The following is a 20337-nucleotide window of genomic DNA, read 5'->3' on the forward strand; positions in this document are numbered from 1 at the left end:
GCGTTTAATTAGTGTTTAAAATGTCTTATTCCTGTAAAGACCATTCCCATTTGGTGAGCATCGCAGTAGTCTATGCTCGCTTGGTCTTTGATAGAACCACCAGGTTGTATTACCGAGCGAATACCTTCATTATGAGCGATTTCCACACAGTCAGGGAAAGGGAAGAAAGCATCACTTGCCATTACAGCATCATTCAGGTCAAACTTAAATTCCTTAGCTTTTTCAATAGCCTGTTTAAGCGCATCTACCCTACTGGTTTGCCCCGTACCACTGGCTATCAACTGTTTGTTTTTAGCTAACACTATGGTATTAGACTTAGTATTTTTGCATATCTTAGAAGCAAAGAAAAGATCTTCTAACACCTCAGCCGAAGGCTTAACCGCTGTAACGTACTGCACATCTGCAAGGCTATCTGTTTTAAGGTCTTTATCCTGAGCCAAATAACCGTTTAGGCAAGAGCGTACGCTGGTAGTAGGCAACTGACTTTTCTTTTGTACCAAAATAATCCTGTTCTTCTTTTGTTCAAGGATTTTCAAAGCCTCATCGCTGTATGAAGGGGCGATAATCACCTCGAAGAAAAGACTGTGGATAGCTTCAGCCGTAGCCGAATCAATCTTAGTATTAGCGATTAATATACCTCCAAAAGCCGATACTGGGTCTCCTGCCAAAGCATCTTTATAGGCTTCACAAATAGTTTTGCGAGTAGCCACCCCACAAGCATTGTTGTGTTTAAGAATAGCAAAAGTAGGGTCGTCATTAGCAAATTCAGCCATTAAGTTTACGGCAGCATCCACATCTAAAAGATTGTTGTACGAAAGCTCTTTGCCGTGTAGTTTATCAAAAAGAGCCTCAAAATCACCATAAAAACGACCTTTTTGATGAGGGTTTTCACCATAGCGCAATACCTCTCCTTTAAGTTCGTTTATCGCTAAAGTAGGTATTTCTTCTGTTTGATTGAAGTAGTTAAAGATAGCTGTATCGTAGTGCGAAGACACTCTAAAGGCTTGAGCCGCAAAGTGTTTGCGTTGCTCCAAAGTAGTGCTGCCGTGTTGCTCGTCTAAAATGTGTAATAGGTCAGCGTATTGGTCTACCGAAGCCACACATAGCACATCTTTAAAGTTTTTAGCGGCAGCGCGGATAAGCGAGATGCCTCCTATATCTATTTTTTCAATAATATCTTCATCAGATGCCCCACTGGCTACTGTTTTTTCAAAAGGATACAAATCAACAATTACAATATCAATTTGAGGGATAGAGTATTGTTTCATTTCGGCAATGTCCTGCGCATTGTCTTGACGGTTAAGAATCCCACCGAAAATTTTAGGGTGCAAAGTCTTCACCCTTCCGCCAAAAATAGACGGATAATCAGTAATAGTTTCTACCGGAATCACCTCTACACCTAGTTTTTTGATAAAGGTCTCAGTCCCTCCTGTTGAGTAGATAGTGATGCCTAAAGTTTTCATTCTGTGAATGATAGGTTCTAATCCTGTTTTATCGAAAACAGAAATCAATGCAGATTTTGCTTGCTTTGCAGTGCTCATTTGAAAAAAAATGTTTGTATTTTTGTGCTGCAAAGATAGTAATTAATTGAGAATTGACAATTGATAATTAACAAATCTTTTTTGTTTATCTTTCGGGGAAGGTTTGGTAATAGATTGGTGGAGGAGAATCTGACTAATATAAAAAAAGAGCCTGTCAGAAAAGTTTAGTTTAAACTTTTAAAGGACAGGCTCTTTTATTTTAGTTGAGTACCAACTTTTCAGTTTTATTATCTCCTTTTTTCAGAGTAATAGAAACTCTTTTAGTTTTACTATTATTATTAAGTGTATAATGTGCTGAGAAAGTAAAGGTATTGGTTTGATTATTAAGTGTTGTGAATTGCGTTCCTTTATCAAGATTGGTAAAGGTAGCATTACCTGCGTTATCAGAAACTACTTGAAAACTGGCGTGTAGAGGGATATCTCCTATTACCTCCCAAGTTGCCTCATCATAGGCATATACTCTTATGCCTTTTATAGGTTTGCCTAAAAGATCTCTTAATTGAATGGTTACAGATGTTGTAACTTTAGAGTTTTCATCTTTATCGTCTTTATCTTTACTACAAGCAAATGTGGTGATTGCTGTAAGCAATAAGACTGCTGTGTACATTAAAAATTTCTTCATTAGTTTATAAAAATTAATTAGTTACAAAATTAATTAGGGAAAGCTGATCGTTATACTCTTTCTGTTGCTACTAAATTCAGCTGTTGTGGAGCCTTCAGTAGGATAAAACATATAACCACTGTTTTGTTTCCAACTTACGGTATAAGTCTCTAATGCTACTTCTAAAGTTTCAGTACTTTTCCCTTCCATTACAAAAGTACGGTTACCTACTTTTACTGTATAGGGGTTTGAAGAAGTATTTTTGAGTGTAAGTGTACCTTTACTATTACAGTTTTCAGCACTTGTAAGGGTTACCATTACCATATTAGTAATATGAGGATTAGTGGTATAACTGCCTGTTTTAGTCTGGCTGCAAGGCGTTTTTACTGTGTAGTTAATCTGAGTGTTTACTGGGGCTTGTATATCTACCAATCCTGAATGGTTGGTTGTACCTACTTCAGTTCCTACGGTTACTTTAGCATCTTTTACGGCTTTATTATTTGCGTCTTTTACATAGAAAGTAACCGGTACTTTTCTTTCTTGAGTTTGGCTGTCGCTAAGGGTAATAGTTGCCTCTTGAGCGGTACCGTCCATAGTACGCTCTACTTTTTGGTAATAAGGTTCTAATGAGGTAACCACAAAAAAGGTATAGCCGTTTAGATTAGAAGCTTCGGGTTTGAGGTTTTCGAACACTGCTATTCCTTCAGCATTTGTGTTTACTGCTGCTTTTATATTATTCGCTGGTATTTGCTCTGCATTCCCTTTACTCATTATAAGTAAAGCTTGTATACCCAAAAAATAAACATTTGTTGTAGCGTACACTTTTTTATTGTTAACAGGAGTACCATTGCTTAATACTTTTATTTTTGCAGTATAGCTCTTTGCTACAGCGATTAGGGTTATAGCATTATCGCCTTCAGTAATAGTTTTAGCTACTTCTGTAGAAAGGTATTCATTATCTTTTCTTACAATGAAATAAAGTTTTTTACCTATATAGCCTGATACATCGATACTCGCTTTGCCATTGACTACAGTAGCACTTTCTAAGAGAAAAACGCTCCCTCTGAAAGGAGTTTCAGCTACCCATACCTTCACCCCATCAGTAACCCCTGATACTATAATTTGAGCGGTCGCTGTTTCAGCGGTATTGTTGTTATTGTTGTCGTTGTTACTATTATTGTTGCCACCATTATTTGCAACTTTTCTAAACGTATATTTTTGAGTTTTACCATTATTGTCTTTTGTAATAGTGCTCAAATAGTCTCCTTCTTTAGCAATATCTACAACAGTACGACCTTCTGTATCAACAAGTATTAGCTTATTCTTGTTGATTGAGTAGGTGAAAGCACCTATATTGCGGACACACCTATCATTATCGACATCGAATTGAGAAGCTGCGATAGAAAGCTGTGTTTTGGTAAAAGTGTAAACCGTCTGCTTAAGACAGTTCCATTGCTTTTGGTAGCTTGGGTTATTAGAGATTTTCAGCCCGTCAATTTCAAATTCTATAGGCTGCCAATTTCCTACTAAGAAATCGGTTGTAATAGCATTGTCCGATGAATCGTTATTGTTCTTTTCATCTTGTTTGGAACAAGCTACAATACTGAGAGCTATAAGACATAGCGCTGCAAAAATTGATAATAATTTCTTCATTGTTATAAAAATTAAATTAAACGCTGCAAAGGTATGGCAACACAAAATACTACACAATCTTTATTTCTTCTTATTATGAATATATTTTTCTTATTATGAACTTTTATCACACAAAAATAAGATGCTCTGAGTAAGCTTCGTTAACGCTTATCCTTCGCTTATCCTTCGCTCAAGGTTCGGTAAACCTATACTCAAAACAAGGAGGTACTAAAAACAAAATTTTTAATTCATAATTTATAATTCAAATTTATTTTGTACATTTGCTGCATTCAAAACTAAACACTATCAAAATGATTGAGAATCCAGAAGTAAAAATTAAGCAAGCACGTGAAGTGAAAAGAATTTCACAAGATTTTGTAGCTACTAAATTAGGCATCTCTACACGTGCTTATTCTAAAATAGAAACCGGTGAAACACAGCTGACTATCTCACGTTTAAACGAAATATGTACTATTTTGGAAGTAGACCCTATGAAAGTATTAGGTTTTGATGACAAAAAAGTATTCAATATCAATAATAACTCTACCGGCATCTGCAATGGGGAATACCACCTCAGTCAAATTCCTGAAAAATTATTGCTACAATACGAAGAAACTATACAAGCCCTGAAAGAACAAATAACACTGCTGAAAGCAATGATACATAAATAATAGTCTTTGATTCTAACTATGCTTATCTATTTACAATTATTAAAAGAGAGTTTCAATTTTGCTATCAAATCGCTGCGAGACAACAAACTCCGTACTTTCCTATCACTCTTAGGCGTTACGGTGGGTATCTTCTCTATTATCTCTGTTTTAGCAGCGGTCGATTCGCTAAACCGCAGTATCCAAGAAAACCTTGCCGGCTTAGATAAGAATATGATTAACATCTCTAAATTTTCTTTTGCCCCTACCGACGTACCTCGCTGGCAACGACTCAATTTTCCACAAATTTCTTACCAAGATTTCGAGTTTATGAAGCGCGAAATACCAAATACCGAAGCAGTGGTTTTTGAACTATACGGAGTGAATTCGCCTATAAAATACAACGGAAAAACAATGCCTTCTACCACCATACAGGCTACCTCTGCAGGCGTGGAGCAAATTAGTGATATACGGATAGAAAAAGGCAGGCTTTACACTGAAGCTGAAGCCAATGCAGGAGCCGCGGTGGTGATATTGGGGCATAATCTTGCTGAACAGCTCTTTGGCGAAGAAGACCCTATTGATAAAGAGGTGCGCATTTTTGGCAGACGACTAAACGTTATCGGAGTGCTCAAAAAATATGGCGAGGGACTGGGCGGCGGGCCTGACGACAATGCCTTTGCCCCTGCTAACTTTATAAGAGGATTTATGAATACTGGACCTCAAGGATTACCTACTGGAGTAGTGCTAAAGCCTAAAAAAGGGGTGGATATAGCTGAATTTGAAGCGGTATTGCGCCAGAAGTTTCGCGCTTATCGCGGACTAAAACCTGATGATATCGATAACTTTTTCATCAATAAAATGTCTTCATTTACAGAGATGATTGATGAAACTATCAGTATGATGAACCTTGTGGGCTGGATTGTCGGGGGCTTCTCTATTTTGGTAGGGGGTTTTGGCATCGCCAATATAATGTTCGTCAGCGTGAAAGAGCGCACCAGCTTGATAGGGGTACAAAAGTCCTTAGGAGCTAAAAACCAGTTTATTCTTTTCCAATTTTTGTTTGAAGCAGTACTTTTAGCGATTATTGGCGGTCTATTCGGACTTATTTTTGTATGGCTTACTACCTTTGCGGTCAATGCCGCTACCGACGAATTTAACTTTGTCTTATCACTAAAGAATGTCGTTATAGGTTTAGGTATTTCATTTGTGGTAGGCTTGCTTTCAGGTATTATTCCTGCCTCGTCTGCTGCCAACCTCAATCCGGTAGAAGCAATCAGAACAGGGCAATAATCATTCACCATTCATACTTCTTACAATGAACACATACGCTCTTATTGGCAAAAACATCGACTATTCTTTCTCTCGACAGTATTTTACTGAAAAGTTTAAACGCGAGGGCATTGCTGATTGTCAGTATATCAATTTCGACATACAATCGCTTGATGAGCTGCCTGCTCTCTTAGCTTCGACTCCTAATGTAAAGGGTATGAATGTTACCATTCCGTACAAACGCGACATTAGGCAGTTGCTCTCCGCTGTTGATACTACTGCCCACCAGATAGGAGCTGTAAATACTATCAAGGTTACCCCCATCGGACTCATAGGCTACAACACTGATTATTATGGGTTTGCAGAGTCATTACGCCCTCTTTTGCGCCCTGAACACACCCACGCCCTTATCTTAGGCACAGGGGGGGCTTCAAGTGCAGTAGCTTACGCCCTCAGTCAGTTGGGTATAGGCTACCGTTTTGTGTCGCGCACCCCTGCCATAGGTCAGTTTGCCTACACCGACCTTACCCACTCGCTATTGCAAAAATACCTACTCATTATCAACTGCACTCCTTTGGGCACCTTTCCTAACATTAGCGACTGTCCCCCTCTACCCTACCCGCACCTCAACGCTTCGCATTTGCTGTACGACCTTATTTACAATCCTGCTGAAACTACTTTTTTAGCCAAAGGTAAAAAGCAAGGTGCCACCACCTGCAACGGACAGCATATGTTAGAGCTACAAGCCGAAAAAGCATGGCAGATTTGGCAACAAGAAGCAGACAATTAATTCTCCTCAAAATAAAATACAACAAATGAAACATCTTCTTATAACACTCGCCTTACTATACATAAATACCCTTTTTGGGCAGGAACTCATCGGGAAAGATTGGAAGATAGACAGCTTTTTAGCTCTATACCCTGAGGTCACCGATGTGTATTTCTTAACGGACTCTGAAATGAAAAAATGCCAAGTAGGGCGCGATAGTATCCCTATAAACCTCGATATAGATTCGGGTACTTACTACCTACATAAAATATCTAAAAACGAGATACATCTTATAAAAAGTAAGGGCAAGCGTTCTGCGGACAAACAGCGAGCAAAAGACGCCAAAGCCTTAGCCCACTTCTATAAGCATTTTAAGGTTGAAAGTCACTCACCTAATCCCTCTTTTAGTCTAAAAAGTGACGTGCCAAAAGAGGAACGCATCGGCAAATTTGCACGCAAGTACTTTCACCTAACAAACTACACTATCCTCAAAGGTTTTTCTGACAACTTCACTACTTATTATTTAGTTAAAGACCTCAAAACCAACACCAAGTACTACCTACGCGAAGAGTACTTCAACGGAAAAGTAACGCTGTATTATTACACTGAAAAGGATATAAAGAAGCTCATTAAAGAGAAGAAAAAATAATTTTGGTAAATCATAAATTATTTACTATCTTTGTCCCTACAATTAAGTGCTAACAATTTTAAAACAATTATATTCAATGGAAACACTTACTTCCCCTGTAGGACTGATTGTTATTTTAGCTATCGTCCTTTTCGTTACTATCTCGTCATTAGTGGCGCGCTACAAACGCTGCCCTTCTGACAAAATTCTTGTTATTTATGGTAAAACAGGGGGTACTTCTGCTAAATGTATTCACGGTGGGGGTGCCTTCGTATGGCCTGTTATTCAAGACTTTGCTTACTTAGACCTGCGTCCGCTATCTATCGAGGCAAACCTTACTAACGCCCTGAGCCGTCAGAACATACGCGTAGACGTGCCTTGCCGCTTTACCATAGCTATTTCTACCGAAGCTGAGAATATGAATGCAGCTGCCGAGCGCCTTTTGGGTATTTCACCTGAGCAGATACAAGAGCTGGCTAAGGATATTCTATTCGGTCAGTTGCGTTTAGTAATCGCTACGATGACCATTGAGGAAATCAACTCAGACCGCGATAAGTTCCTCGAAAACATCTCTAAAAACGTCGATAGCGAGCTTAAAAAGATTGGTTTGAAACTCATCAACGTAAACGTAACCGATATTAAAGATGAGTCAGGCTATATAGAAGCGCTTGGTAAAGAAGCAGCAGCCAAAGCGATAAACGAAGCCAAAATAAGCGTGGCTGAACAAGAGAAAATAGGGGAAACTGGTAAAGCACTTGCTGACCGAGAGAAAGATACCCAAATAGCTGAAACACACCGTGATAGAGATGTGAAGATCGCTATTACCCAAAAAGATAAAGAGATTAGCATAGCTGAAGCTAAGAAAGACGAAACGGTAGGTATCGCCGAAGCTAAGAAATTTGAATCTATTGGTAAAGCCGAAGCCGATCGCGATAGCCGTATCAAGATTTCAGAAGCCAATGCGGTAGCTATCAAAGGGGAAAACGAGGCAAAAATAGCCATTGCTAACTCTGAAGCCCTGCGCCGCGAAAAAGAAGCTGAATCATTGCGTATAGCTATTTCAGCAGAAAAAGTACAACAAGCAAAAGCCCTCGAAGAAGCGTATTCTGCTGAACAAAAAGCCGAATCAGCTCGTTCTGAACGCGAGCGCGCTACTCAAGTAGCCAACATCATCGTACCTGCTGAAATCGATAAGCAACGTGCTATTATCGAGGCGCAAGCCGAAGCTGAACGCCTTCGCGAGAAAGCTAAAGGGGAAGCAGATGCTATCTATGCAAAAATGGAAGCTGAGGCGAAAGGTTTATTCCAAATTCTCACCAAGCAAGCCGAAGGATACAAAGATGTGGTGGGGGCTGCTGGTGGCGATCCTACCAAGGCATTCCAACTCCTCCTTATCGAAAAACTTCCTGAATTGGTTAAAACACAAGTAGAAGCTGTTAAGAACATCAAGATTGACAAAATCACTGTTTGGGATTCTGGCAAAGGCGAAGATGGCAACAACTCTACCGCTAATTTCGTATCAGGAATGATGAAAACTGTACCTCCGCTCAACGACCTCTTCAATATGGCTGGTTTAAACCTCCCTACTTACCTTGTCAAAGACGGCAATGTCAATAACAAATTGTCAGAGGCGAATGAAAATACCAAAGACGAAGTACAAAAATCATAAAACAAATAACTAACAACTGACTTTGGCAAAGTTTGATACTTTGCCAAAGTCTTTTTTTACTAATAGCTAATGAAACACCTTATTACCTATCTTTTATTGTTTAGTTCAGCAATTATGCTGGCACAGAAGCCTCAATTTACTAATGCTAAACTTGATGCTGCAACTGTATATTTTAATGCGGCTGAACTTACTCACAGTCTAAGTGCCAACCTCAGCAAAGGAACTAATGAAATAGTAGTAAAAAATGTAGCTAACAACCTAAATGAAAGTACACTCCGTATTTTAGCTCCAAAGAATGTAACAGTACTTTCTGCTCAGTTTACTACTGATAACTATACTGACAATTTACAACCTAAAAACAAGCAAATAAAAGACAGTATAGCATTGCTCAGCAGTCAAATAGACAAACTAAACAACCAAATAACAGCCGAAAAGCAAATAATAGAGTTTATCAAGGAAAATAAAAAGGTTTTAGGGAGCAATACATCTCTAAATGTAGCTGAATACACCAAGTTTATCAACTATTCCAAGGAAGAATTAATATCTTCTCTTGATAGAGTAGATGTTTATACCGAAAAGCAAAACAAATTACGCACACTTCAATACAAATTAGAGCAGCGTCTGAAAGGAGAAGTGAGCAAGGAAGAAACTCTTTCTAATGGCAAAATTGTATTGCAAGTAATGAGCGAAATGCCCCAAAAAGCTGATTTTGTGGTTAGCTACATCACACCAAACGCCACTTGGACTCCTTTTTATGATCTTCGTGCAGAGAATATCAACAGTCCATTAAACTTAGTGTACAAAGCCCAAATAAGACAGAATACAGGGGTGGACTGGAAACATATCAAGCTGAGCCTATCAAGTGGCAACCCTAATGAGCAGAACGAAATTACCTTATTGCATGCTTGGTATCTTCGTTTTGGCAGTCGTTATACTGAACGGCAAACGGCTTATATTGCCAATTCTCTTTCTTATAAAAAAGAAGTTAAAGATACTGAAAAGAATGTAATGAATGAGGTTAGTATGGATAGATATACTGAAGTAAATGAAAGTCAGCTCAACACCTCATTTGATATAAATACGCCTTATGATATTCTTTCCAACGGCAAAGAACATAGCGTATCACTTAAAGAACTCAAGATTAAAGCTAAATACGAGTATTATGCAGCTCCACGCGTAGATAATGGCATATATTTGATAGCCTTAGTTGATGATTATTCCCAGTACAATCTGCTTGCCGGTGAAGCTAACATCATCTTTGAAGATATGTATGTAGGTAAAACGATGATTAATCCACATCAGACTACCGAGAGTATGCAGCTAACGATGGGCAATGACAAGAAAATAAGTGTAAAACGCGAAAAAGTAGTTGATAAGTCCGAAACTAAGTTCATTTCTAGTAATAAAGAGCAGACTTTTACGTATGAAATAACAGTAAAGAACAACAAAAAAGAGGCTATCGACCTAATAAAACTAAAAGATCAATACCCTCTTAGCTCTGATGAGAAAATACAAATAGAGCTTTTAGAGTCATCAAAAGCTGAAATCAACACAGAAACAGGCATTCTTACGTGGAATACAAACTTAAAAGCAGGAGAAAGCAAGAAGTTCCGCATCAGTTATAAGGTAAAATACCCTAAGAATGAAATAATAAGTAATTTATAAATATTAAATCATTAGTGATTAGCCATAAAAAAAGCAGTTGGAAAATATCCAACTGCTTTTTTATAACTAATAGCTAAAGACTATGTACTAATAAAGTCCTTCTACAGACCAGTAGCGTTCGCCGGTATCATAGTTTACGGTTAGGATACGAGCGTTAGGATGTTTTTCAAGCACTTTGGCTACTGCTGCCAAGGCTGCCCCTGTAGAAATACCTGCCAAAATACCTTCTTGTTTAGCAAGGCGACGTGCATAGTCATATGCTTCTTCTTTTGAGATAGCAATAACTTCATCTACTACCGCAGGATTATAGTTATCAGGTATAAAGCCTGTACCTAAGCCTTGCAAGGCGTGAGGACCTGGTTTACCTCCACTTAGCACCGCTGATTGGTCAGGCTCTACTGCTACTGTTTTAAGGTTAGGGAAATGTTGCTTAAGTACTTTTGATATTCCAGAAATGTGACCTCCTGTACCTACTCCTGTTACAAAATAGTCAAACCCTTCTGGGAATGATTGTAAGATTTCTTGTGCTGTTGTAGCTTCGTGTACCGCAGGATTTGCAGGATTTTGGAACTGCTGAGGCACCCAATAGTTAGGATGTTCAGCCGCAAGCTCAAGTGCTTTAGCTACTGCTCCGCCAGTACCTTTTTCTTTAGGAGTAAGAACCACTTCAGCTCCGTAAGCAGCCACTAATCTACGGCGTTCTATACTCATCGATTCTGGCATTACTACTATCAGCTTATAGCCTTTTACAGCTGCTACAAGTGCCAATCCCACCCCTGTATTGCCTGAGGTAGGCTCAACTATTACGGTATCTTTTTTAAGGACACCTTTAGCTTCAGCATCTTCTATCATTGCGAGCGCGATACGGTCTTTGATACTCCCACCAGGGTTCAAACGCTCCAATTTAATAAATACGTTGGCTTTTTCGCCAAACAATCTGTTGATTTTCACTTCGGGTGTATGCCCGATAAGTTCTAAAACATTTTTGTACGCCATTATATAAAATATTAAAATTATTAAATTACAAAATTAATTGGTTCTTCATACACTTCATTGTCTTTCACTATTATCTGTCCTTTATGAAAAACCTTAGTAAAAGGCTCTATACTGCTGGTTAGCCATACATTACCCCCTATAATACTATCGTGTCCTATAACAGTTTCGCCACCCAGAATAGTAGCCCCTGAGTAAATCACCACATTGTTGCCTATAGTAGGGTGACGCTTAGTATGAGCTTTTTCTACCGATACTGAAAGTGCCCCCAAGGTTACACTTTGATATATCTTTACATAGTCGCCTATTACAGTTGTTTCTCCGATTACGGTACCTGTACCGTGGTCTATCATAAAAGGTACTCCTATCTGTGCTCCTGGGTGAATATCAATACCTGTTTTGCTATGAGCGTATTCAGTAAGTATACGTGGCAAAAGTGGTATATGTCGTTGCCATAGTTCGTGAGCAATGCGGTACACCATTATAGCAAAGAAACCGGGATAAGTAATTTGCACCTCGCGTAGTGAAGCTGCTGCAGGGTCGCTCTCTATAAAATACTGAGCATCTTCTTTAAGTTTATTATATATATCAGGCAAAATACAGTCGTAATAATCACCCACTTGCTGCTTTTGATATTCTTCCACTATAAAATCATCTACTATAGTAATAAAATCGTATTTCAAGTTGTGATAGCGCGCCTCTATATTAGCCTTAGATAAACAAGTTCGTTCATCTATCAAAAACAAGAATTGAAATAGTTCTTCTACAAAAGTAGTAATATTCTGTTTGCTCACGTGATGTTGGAGCGTTTGGCTTTCTTTATAGAGAGCTTCTATAAAACTATCAGCACAATTCACTTTTGTCATATCTAAAAAAATAAACCCCACTAACTTTTAAAGCAGTGGGGTATGTTAATAATTCTTATAAAAATATCACTATTTCTAAGAAATGACCAACAAGGCACTGCCTTTTTGTAGGGTGCAACACATTGTCATCATCATATAAATAGCTAATTTCATTTTTGTTCTTTATTCTATTTAACGGGGCAAAGGTAAGAATAATTTTCTAATATACAAATAAAAAGTAAAAAAATATTTATTTTATTTTATAAAAGAAAGAATAGTCTCTAAACGACGTAGAGTTTCTTCTTTGCCAATAAGTTCTATAATATCAAACACGTGAGGGCCTTTTAGTTCGCCTACCAATGCTAATCGCAGAGGAGGCATCACTTGTCCAAAACCTAACTGTTTGGTTTCCATATAGTTTTTAACAGCTTCCTCTAAGGCTACAGAATTAAAGTCTGAGGTGTTTTGCAACACTTCTATAACTTCTCTCACTATGGTAGGGGTGTTTTCTTTCCATTGTTTCTTCACAGCCTTTTCATCATATTTTTTTGGAGCTTCAAAGAAAAATTTACTAAGTTCCCAGAAATCTGCCACAAAAGTAGCGCGCTCTTTAATGAGAGAAACTATCTTTTCTACTTTGGTAGAAGCTACTTCTATGCCTTTAGCTATTAATTCCTTCTGAAAAGTTGCTGCTAATTCAGCATCAGATTTCTTTTGTAGATATTGGTGATTAAACCATTTTATTTTCTCAGGATCGAAGCGAGCTCCTGCCTTGTGTACTTTCTCTAAATCAAACAGCTGTATGAGTTCATCCATACTAAAAATCTCTTCGTCATTCCCTGGATTCCATCCTAGAAGTGCTAAGAAATTAATGAGAGCTTCAGGAAAATACCCTTCACCACTAAAACCTTTTAGTGTTTCGCCATTTTCTGTCCAATCCATTGGAAAAACAGGGAAACCAAGTTTAATACCATCACGCTTACTCAACTTACCATTACCTACAGGCTTAAGAATAAGAGGTAAATGAGCAAAAGCAGGAGCTTGCCAACCAAAAGCACGGTATAACAATAAGTGTAATGGCATAGAGGGTAACCATTCTTCTCCTCTTATGACGTGGGTAATTTCCATTAGGTGATCATCTACTATATTAGCTAAGTGGTAAGTAGGCATACCATCACTTTTGAAGAGTACCTTATCATCTAAAGTGCTAGTATCTATCGTCACTTCGCCACGTATCATATCACTCATTTTAAGTATCTCTTTTTCAGGCATCTTAAAACGAACTACATAAGCATCGCCTTGTGTTAATCGTTGTTGTACCTCTTCAGAAGTTAGTGACAACGAGTTTTCTAAAGTATTACGAGTAGCCCAATTATATATAAAAGTATCTCCTTTTTCTTCACATTCTTGACGTGCTTTCTCAAGGGCTTCAGCTGTATCAAAAGCATAGTACGCCCAACCATTATTTATCAGGGTATCAGCGTATTGTTTATATAGAGGCTTACGCTCACTTTGGCGATAAGGAGCGTGTTTTCCTTCTTTTCCTACTCCTTCATCATAAGTAAGCCCTAACCAGTTCAGCGAATTAATAATATATTGTTCAGCCCCCTCTACATACCTATTTTGGTCGGTATCTTCTATTCGAAGCAAGAAATCACCGCCGTGTTTTTTAGCAAATAAATAATTAAACAGAGCCGTACGTACGCCTCCAATATGCAATGCCCCTGTAGGACTTGGGGCAAACCTTACTCTAACCATTTTTTTCTATAATAATTTTAAATCTTTAATCACTCTAAAAGCTACATTTACGTGTTCTTCTGGCATCACTATTGTAAATTCATTAGTCGTAGAAATTACCTCATTTAAAGTAACACCCTCCCACGCTAAACGCTGAAAAATGAAATAATAAATACCTGGCACAGACACATTTTCTTCAGGCAACTTCACACTTATTGACCCCAATTCAGGAAATTTGTACAAGCAGCGTTCTTTTCTAAAAATATCTTCTACCAACTTTTCCATCGTATTACTGATAATAAGGCTGGTTTCGTTTATACCACGTGTAGTAGCATAAAATATTTCTCTATCTTGCATTCTGCTCATTAACTCTGCTTGGCAGTTCATTAGGGTTTGCGAGGCTAAATAAGTGTAGTCTGTTAGATTAGAACGCACAGTTATATCACCTATATTCTTGAGCACCTTCACAATACGATGGGTAGACCTAAACTCCATATCTACTGATAATCGCTTGAGTGCCATCACTATAGCACCATTTCGTACCTCGCGATTACTATTTTCTTCTTGAATCTCCTTCCGAATAATTCGTGCTAACGAAGTAAGGTTAATAATACCCTGCGAAAGGGCTGTCTGCAAGAATGGTTTGGTTTTAATATAATGCTCTACTGAAGCTGCCACGGTTTTCATAATAGTCTGATTTATAAAATTGTTACAAAGGTATCAAAAAAAATCTATTTAGCAAACAAGGAAGAATTTTTGTGTCTATTTTAACACTTTTCAAAAAGGATAAAAAGCATCCTCTATATAATTAATATTGTATTCTACGTTATTTTTTACTATCGAAATAATATCAAACTGTACCTCTACATCTAAATCTTTTCGTCGTACATAATAGTTGGCTGATTTGACTAATAGGTCTATTTTGCGTTGATCTACAAACGATTCAGGCTCACCGTATGCGGTTGAACTACGGGTCTTTACCTCTACAATGTGCAAAATATTACCTTTTTGTGAGATAATATCAATCTCTGCATGACCATACCTAAAGTTACACTCCAAAATAGTATGCCCTTCTTTTGTCAGAAAATCTACAGCTTCTCTCTCTCCTTCTTTGCCAAAATCATTATGCGCTGCCATTGTCTTTATCTAAGATATAAATTAATCTATTACTACTATTACAAAACGATAATCAAAAGGGTTGAAGTCTGATACTAACTCAGAAATAAGTGTTTTACCTTTAAGAAGATAAAAATCACTAAAGTTAGAAAAGCGTTCTTGTAATATTCCATTCGGGAAAAGTTCACTTTGCAAATGAATAACACGCTCTAATTCCTCTAAGAACTTGCGTTTTTGAGCCTTTAAAAGTCTTTTTTCAAGCTTATCTAAACCTTTTAGTTGCCGTACTTCTTGTGCTTTTACTGCATTTTCAAAGGTAATATCTGTTTTTTTTGCCAACAGATGCAAATCTGCAAATTGTTGAAGTAAAACGGCTTTTTGAGCAGAAAAATCTATAGGAAACTCACTTAGCTGCTGTACCTTTAGATTCTTTAAATCCTCTGGTTTTAAAAACAAATCAACAGGATGAAGTTTTAGTTTTTCTATTCTCTCATACTGTCTTTTTGATACTAACATAGCTGAGTTACGCAGCATCAGCATAGGAAAAGGTACTTCTTGCTTATTGAAAAATCGTTTTAGCTCTAACCAATACGCTATTTCTCCGCTTCCTCCGATATAAGCCAAATTAGGTAGTATTACCTCCTGATACAAAGGGCGCAATATCACATTAGGAGAAAAACGTTCAGGATAACTATTCAACTCTTCTAAAATAGAGGCTTCAGTAAATTTTATATCAGTATTTAGCACTTCAAAGCCTTCAGAGGTACGCACTATCCTATTTCTACCTCCTTTAGTTAGATAAAACATATTTATCTCGCGCGGATTGACTTGTATAGGATAAGCTGCATCTAACGCTTGCAGATCTGCTATCGTTTTTTCTACTTCTTTTTATGCCGTATGATTGAACAAATCTTCCTTAATATAAGGAATAAACAGTTGTTTCAAATCTTTATCATTACCATCAATCACTACTACCCCGTATTCTTCAAAAAGTGCATTCACTAAATAGCGAGTAGCTTCGGCCAAATTATGATGCTTCAAATAACTATCGCGGAACAGAGTCTTTAATTCTTCAGCATTTTTACCCAAGCCTATTGCTTTATCAAAAGTTTGAAAAACAGCATCAAGAGTATCAGTAGCAAAGTTACCAGTAGCTCCTGTCTGCTCACTATTCCAACAAATTGTTCTATTATTTAAATGAAAATGGTTTATTTCATCAAAATCGTGATCTTCAGTTGCCATCCAATAGATGGGCACAAAGTGAAAATCGGTATAAAACTCTGAAAGTCTTTTAGCAGTATTGATAACCGAAATAATTTTGAAAATGAAGTACAGATGCCCCGTAAATAAACTTAACTGATGCCCTGTAGTAATAGTAAAAGTGTTCTTTTTAGCTAAAAGCTCTATATTTCTTAATACTTTGGGTGATGTTTTCACCTCAGCATATTGTGCTTTTAGGCTTTTTACTAATACGGCACGAGTATCAGCTGAAAAATAAAATTCTTTTTCATCTATCTGTTTTCTAAACTGAAACAATTCAGGGAAATTGTTATAAAAAGAACGTACCTTTTCCTCTTCACCTAAATAATCGGTGATGAGTTTTGAGAAGAATCGTATTTCTTGGTAAGGAATATGTGCCGTAATCATACTTTTTCTATCTAAGGGTTAATCATCATCTAAAGATGAATCATCAGGAATATCTAAAGAACTGACTCCTATTTCGTCTTCTTCATTATTCATAAAGTCATCATCCTCATCAAAATTTTCCATAGTATCTGCCAAACGTGTACTCACCTTCACTAAATAAATAGTATCTTCAGTGCGTACTTCTAAGGCGTCAACTGTTTCGTTTTTAGCGTTTTTAAAACGAATAACATCTGCATCAGTATATCCTTCAGGATACTTCTCTACCAACATTGATAAGATTTCATTGGTAAGTTTATTGTAATCAACTATAATTCGCTTCATAATTAATATTATCTTTTTCGGCGGCTAATGTAAGGCATTTTTTATAATTACAAAATAAAAAACGTACTTTTTTTTATTTTGTATTATCTTTGCCCCGACAAAAGTCTTATATTCACTATATTAATCATAAAAGATATGCAGTTATTCTATCACCCAAACATTGATAAAAATACCTCTAATTGCTTTTTCGACAAAGAAGAAAGCCAGCATATAGCAAAAGTCTTGCGCAAAAAACAAGGCGATACTCTTCATATCACTAATGGTAAAGGATTCCTTTTTGAGGGACAGCTTAGCTTTGCTTCGCCAAAACAATGCGAGGTTAGTATACTAAAATGCCAAGAGCAGATACATCGTCCTTATCACCTGCATTTAGTTGTAGCTCCTACTAAAATGAACGAGCGCTACGAATGGTTCTTAGAAAAAGCGACTGAAATAGGTATCGACGAAATTACCCCTATCATCTGCCAACATTCTGAACGTACTTCGTTGAAGTTAGAACGCTTTGAAAAAATCATTCTTTCTGCTATGAAACAGTCCTTGCAATGCTACCTACCCACACTTAATTCTCCTATAACATCAGCTGCTTTTTTTAAACAAATGATGACAGATACATCGGATAAATATATAGCACACTGCCAAGAAAATGAAAAAATATTGCTTTCAAACGCTCTCACCCCATTGAGTGAGCGGATTACGATACTTATAGGTCCTGAAGGAGACTTCTCTGAAGAAGAGATTAGTACGGCTATCGCACAAGGTTTCCGCCCTATTTCATTAGGAGATACTCGCCTGCGTACTGAAACAGCTGCCATAGTGGCCTGCCATACTGTACTAACAGTTAACGAACTGAGAAATAAGTTATAATCTAATCTTATGACCAATTAGCGGCGTTGTAAGTAAAGCTGTGATTGAGCATAGTCAATCACAGCTTTTTTCTTTAATAGTATATCAGCTCCTATAATTCCTTGTACAGGTTCTGCTCCAAACTCGGCAAGAGCCCTATTGATGTGTGATAAATCAAAAATCAATAAAGGTTGTTTCTTAATAATTACATCGCCTATCTGCAGCAAGTTGCCAACTGAAGTTTGCGTTTTGAGTGTGTCAGTCCCTGCGCCTGTCGCTCTTATTTCAGACCTTTCAGCTATCAACTCGAAATAATCAGCCCAATTCTCGCCTATACATGTATTAGAAGCTCCTGTATCTAAAATAAATCGACCGCTTTTGCCGTTCACTCTCGCATATAAAATAAAATGTAAAGTGTCAATACTCTCTAAAGACACTGACACATAGCCTTTTTTCTTTATGAGAAACTTCTTTAATGTATGCCCCATTTATTTTTTACTTCTGTCACTACCTCTTTAATATTTTGCTCTTTAGCCTTAGGATAAATAAGCAAAACATCCTCTCTGTCTACAATGATGTAATCTTTTAGTCCGTCAATTATTACATATTTTGAACTTTCAGTACGAACAATATTATTTTCAGCATCTCTGAGTAGGGTTTGCGCATTGATAACTGCATTTTTTTGTTCATCTTTTAAAGTTTTTTCATACAAAGAGCCCCAAGTGCCTAAATCATTCCAATCAAAATGAGCTGGAAGCACATAGATATTAGTAGAAGGTTCTAGAATAGCGTAATCTACCGATATATTTTCAGCCAAACCGTATGCACTAGCAATAAAATCTACCTCATCTTCTGTATTATATACATTTTCGCCTCTTGTAAATAGCTCATACATCTCTGGTTGATATTTTTTATAGGCAGTTAGTACTGTATCGGCTGTCCATATAAAAATACCAGCATTCCACAAGAAATTGCCTTGCTTAAGAAACTCTTTAGCAGTAGCATAATCAGGTTTTTCTCGAAACTGACTCACCTTTTTGATAGCTATCTCTTCGTTTTTTTCATATTGTATATAACCATAGCCGGTATTAGGGAAAGTAGGCACTATACCCAAAGTAAGTATATTATCAGCACGTTGTGCAGCATTAAAACAAGAAATCACATCATGCATAAAGGCTTTTTCATCTTCTATCCAAGCATCGCTAGGGGCTACAATCATTACTGCCTTGGGATTGCGTTTGTTTATTTTCATCGCTGCATATAATATACAAGGAGCCGTATTGCGCATACAAGGCTCTAACACGAGGTTTCGAGGCAATATATTAGGTATTTGTTCTTCTACTATACTTTTGTATCTTTCATTAGTGAGTATCAGTATATTCTCTTGAGGAATAAACTTCTGAAAACGCGCATAAGTACGTTGCAAAAGTGTCTGCCCTGTACCCAACATATCGTGAAATTGTTTAGGATATTCGGTAGTACTCACAGGCCAAAAGCGTGAGCCAACCCCTCCTGCCATTATCACTGCATAATAATTATTTACCACATTGGTAATGTTTGCCATAGTATTGTTTGTTAATTAATTTTTTATTAGTTCTACTTCAGCATGAGGTTGAAAAATATATTTCTTCCCCGTACTTAATTCTATACAATCGTAACATTTCACACGACGTTGCCCTTTTCTGAACACACGTCCGTCTTTTATTCTAAAAGTGCTTCCTATAGGCAACTGATAGATAAAATTTACTGTTTCGCCACTATCATACTGCTTGAGTGCAATAGCTAAAACAGGGTCTATATCACTGCTCGACATAGGGTTAAGAAAATGTCGGAGCAGTACACTGAGTAACTGCTGAGGAAATATTTCAGGTATAATAAAAGGCTTCATCAGCTGTTGAAAAGTATATTTCCATTCTATTCCGTGAGGTTTTATTAACTTACCATATTTTTCAAACGCCAACAAGTGGGCTACTTCGTGTATAAAAGTAATCAAAAAACGATATTTATTAGCAGTAGCATTCATTGTTATGAGATGTTGCCCGTCTGGAAGTTGCCTATAATCCCCATGCCTTGTTTTTCGCTCATTTACTATTTTCAAATATATTTTATTTGCTTTAATCAGTTCAAAACAAGGAGTTACTGCATTTTCAGGCAAATATTTTGCAAGTATCTCTTTCATCTTATTACACATATTTATGTGCAGCATCGTATTGTATTTCAGTAAGTTACGGACTACTTAGTACCGTTATTTTACTATTTTTTGACACACTGCCGACACAGTGTTTTGCATTGTTTCCTGTTTATTTACAAGTGTTTTGCGGGGCTCTCCCCTCTTCCCTCGCAGCTTAAAAGCCTTTCGCAGCGCGAGCGCAGCTCGCCACAACAAACCGTTGGGCGCAGCCCAACACCTT

The 20337-nt window shown here is 37.3% G+C and carries 19 protein-coding genes and 1 pseudogene; 7 read left to right on the forward strand and 13 right to left on the reverse strand.

The genetic code is table 11. The annotated features are described in order from the left end of the window. Window positions 1-8 precede the first annotated feature (8 nt). From purH to FOC45_RS06710, 3 genes are all read right to left on the reverse strand, one after another. Window positions 9-1541, reverse strand: a complete 1533-nt coding sequence (purH, locus tag FOC45_RS06700) for a bifunctional phosphoribosylaminoimidazolecarboxamide formyltransferase/IMP cyclohydrolase (RefSeq protein WP_009389762.1) — start codon at window positions 1539-1541, stop codon at window positions 9-11. Window positions 1542-1740: 199 nt separating this feature from the next. Further along, entirely contained in the window at window positions 1741-2163 is a 423-nt protein-coding gene (locus tag FOC45_RS06705) for a hypothetical protein (RefSeq protein ID WP_009389761.1), read from the reverse strand. A gap of 33 nt (window positions 2164-2196) precedes the next feature. After that, window positions 2197-3795: a lipocalin family protein gene (locus FOC45_RS06710; RefSeq protein WP_009389760.1), complete on the reverse strand. Its 1599-nt coding sequence runs from the start codon at window positions 3793-3795 to the stop codon at window positions 2197-2199. 290 nt (window positions 3796-4085) lie between these two features. Between FOC45_RS06710 and FOC45_RS06715 the strand changes: the two genes are divergently transcribed. The 6 genes from FOC45_RS06715 (at window position 4086) to FOC45_RS06740 (ending at window position 10424) form a co-directional block, all read left to right on the forward strand. Beyond that, window positions 4086-4445, forward strand: coding sequence for a helix-turn-helix domain-containing protein (locus FOC45_RS06715; RefSeq protein WP_009389759.1), 360 nt, complete (start codon window positions 4086-4088; stop codon window positions 4443-4445). Window positions 4446-4463: 18 nt separating this feature from the next. Beyond that, window positions 4464-5714 (forward strand): ABC transporter permease, encoded by a 1251-nt coding sequence (locus FOC45_RS06720; protein WP_009389758.1) that lies wholly within the window; start codon window positions 4464-4466, stop codon window positions 5712-5714. Between the two features lie 25 nt (window positions 5715-5739). Next, window positions 5740-6483: a shikimate dehydrogenase gene (locus tag FOC45_RS06725; RefSeq protein ID WP_009389757.1), complete on the forward strand. Its 744-nt coding sequence runs from the start codon at window positions 5740-5742 to the stop codon at window positions 6481-6483. A gap of 25 nt (window positions 6484-6508) precedes the next feature. Further along, the gene (locus tag FOC45_RS06730; protein ID WP_009389754.1) at window positions 6509-7111 is read left to right on the forward strand and encodes a hypothetical protein; all 603 of its coding nucleotides are present in this window, start codon (window positions 6509-6511) and stop codon (window positions 7109-7111) included. Window positions 7112-7187: 76 nt separating this feature from the next. Beyond that, window positions 7188-8759: a flotillin family protein gene (locus tag FOC45_RS06735; RefSeq protein ID WP_009389753.1), complete on the forward strand. Its 1572-nt coding sequence runs from the start codon at window positions 7188-7190 to the stop codon at window positions 8757-8759. A 69-nt stretch (window positions 8760-8828) separates the two neighbouring features. After that, window positions 8829-10424, forward strand: a complete 1596-nt coding sequence (locus FOC45_RS06740) for a DUF4139 domain-containing protein (RefSeq protein ID WP_009389751.1) — start codon at window positions 8829-8831, stop codon at window positions 10422-10424. An 87-nt stretch (window positions 10425-10511) separates the two neighbouring features. On the opposite strand, the gene cysK is transcribed toward FOC45_RS06740, so the two are convergent. From cysK to FOC45_RS06775, 7 genes and pseudogenes are all read right to left on the reverse strand, one after another. After that, window positions 10512-11420 carry a cysteine synthase A gene (cysK, locus tag FOC45_RS06745; protein WP_009389750.1) on the reverse strand — a complete coding sequence of 303 codons (909 nt, stop codon included), beginning with the start codon at window positions 11418-11420 and terminating at the stop codon, window positions 10512-10514. Between the two features lie 20 nt (window positions 11421-11440). Continuing rightward, window positions 11441-12283: a serine O-acetyltransferase gene (locus FOC45_RS06750; RefSeq protein ID WP_034539614.1), complete on the reverse strand. Its 843-nt coding sequence runs from the start codon at window positions 12281-12283 to the stop codon at window positions 11441-11443. Window positions 12284-12517: 234 nt separating this feature from the next. Beyond that, complete coding sequence (gltX, locus tag FOC45_RS06755) at window positions 12518-14020, reverse strand: glutamate--tRNA ligase (protein WP_009389748.1); 1503 nt, start codon at window positions 14018-14020, stop codon at window positions 12518-12520. Between the two features lie 6 nt (window positions 14021-14026). Continuing rightward, on the reverse strand, window positions 14027-14686 hold the full coding sequence (locus FOC45_RS06760) for a hypothetical protein (RefSeq protein WP_009389746.1): 660 nt from the start codon (window positions 14684-14686) through the stop codon (window positions 14027-14029). Between the two features lie 90 nt (window positions 14687-14776). Next, a complete protein-coding gene (locus tag FOC45_RS06765) occupies window positions 14777-15136 on the reverse strand; it encodes a YraN family protein (RefSeq protein ID WP_009389745.1) in 360 nt (119 codons plus the stop codon). Window positions 15137-15157: 21 nt separating this feature from the next. Continuing rightward, a pseudogene (gene bshC / locus FOC45_RS06770) lies at window positions 15158-16762 on the reverse strand (bacillithiol biosynthesis cysteine-adding enzyme BshC). Between the two features lie 18 nt (window positions 16763-16780). Continuing rightward, complete coding sequence (locus tag FOC45_RS06775) at window positions 16781-17083, reverse strand: hypothetical protein (protein ID WP_009389741.1); 303 nt, start codon at window positions 17081-17083, stop codon at window positions 16781-16783. 135 nt (window positions 17084-17218) lie between these two features. Between FOC45_RS06775 and FOC45_RS06780 the strand changes: the two genes are divergently transcribed. Further along, window positions 17219-17947, forward strand: a complete 729-nt coding sequence (locus FOC45_RS06780; protein WP_009389739.1) for a 16S rRNA (uracil(1498)-N(3))-methyltransferase — start codon at window positions 17219-17221, stop codon at window positions 17945-17947. Window positions 17948-17964: 17 nt separating this feature from the next. Here the strand turns inward: FOC45_RS06780 and FOC45_RS06785 are convergent, their stop codons facing one another. The 3 genes from FOC45_RS06785 to FOC45_RS06795 are packed head-to-tail and all read right to left on the reverse strand — an operon-like array spanning window position 17965 to window position 20105. Continuing rightward, window positions 17965-18414 (reverse strand): retropepsin-like aspartic protease, encoded by a 450-nt coding sequence (locus FOC45_RS06785; RefSeq protein ID WP_009389737.1) that lies wholly within the window; start codon window positions 18412-18414, stop codon window positions 17965-17967. Then, entirely contained in the window at window positions 18399-19472 is a 1074-nt protein-coding gene (locus FOC45_RS06790) for a mannose-1-phosphate guanylyltransferase (RefSeq protein WP_034539625.1), read from the reverse strand. The genes FOC45_RS06785 and FOC45_RS06790 overlap by 16 nt, the downstream gene beginning before the upstream one ends. A 33-nt stretch (window positions 19473-19505) precedes the next feature. After that, complete coding sequence (locus FOC45_RS06795; RefSeq protein WP_034539624.1) at window positions 19506-20105, reverse strand: SprT-like domain-containing protein; 600 nt, start codon at window positions 20103-20105, stop codon at window positions 19506-19508. Between the last annotated feature and the right edge of the window lie 232 nt (window positions 20106-20337).

The organism is Capnocytophaga sp. FDAARGOS_737 (assembly GCF_009730375.1).
Taxonomy (GTDB): domain Bacteria; phylum Bacteroidota; class Bacteroidia; order Flavobacteriales; family Flavobacteriaceae; genus Capnocytophaga; species Capnocytophaga leadbetteri.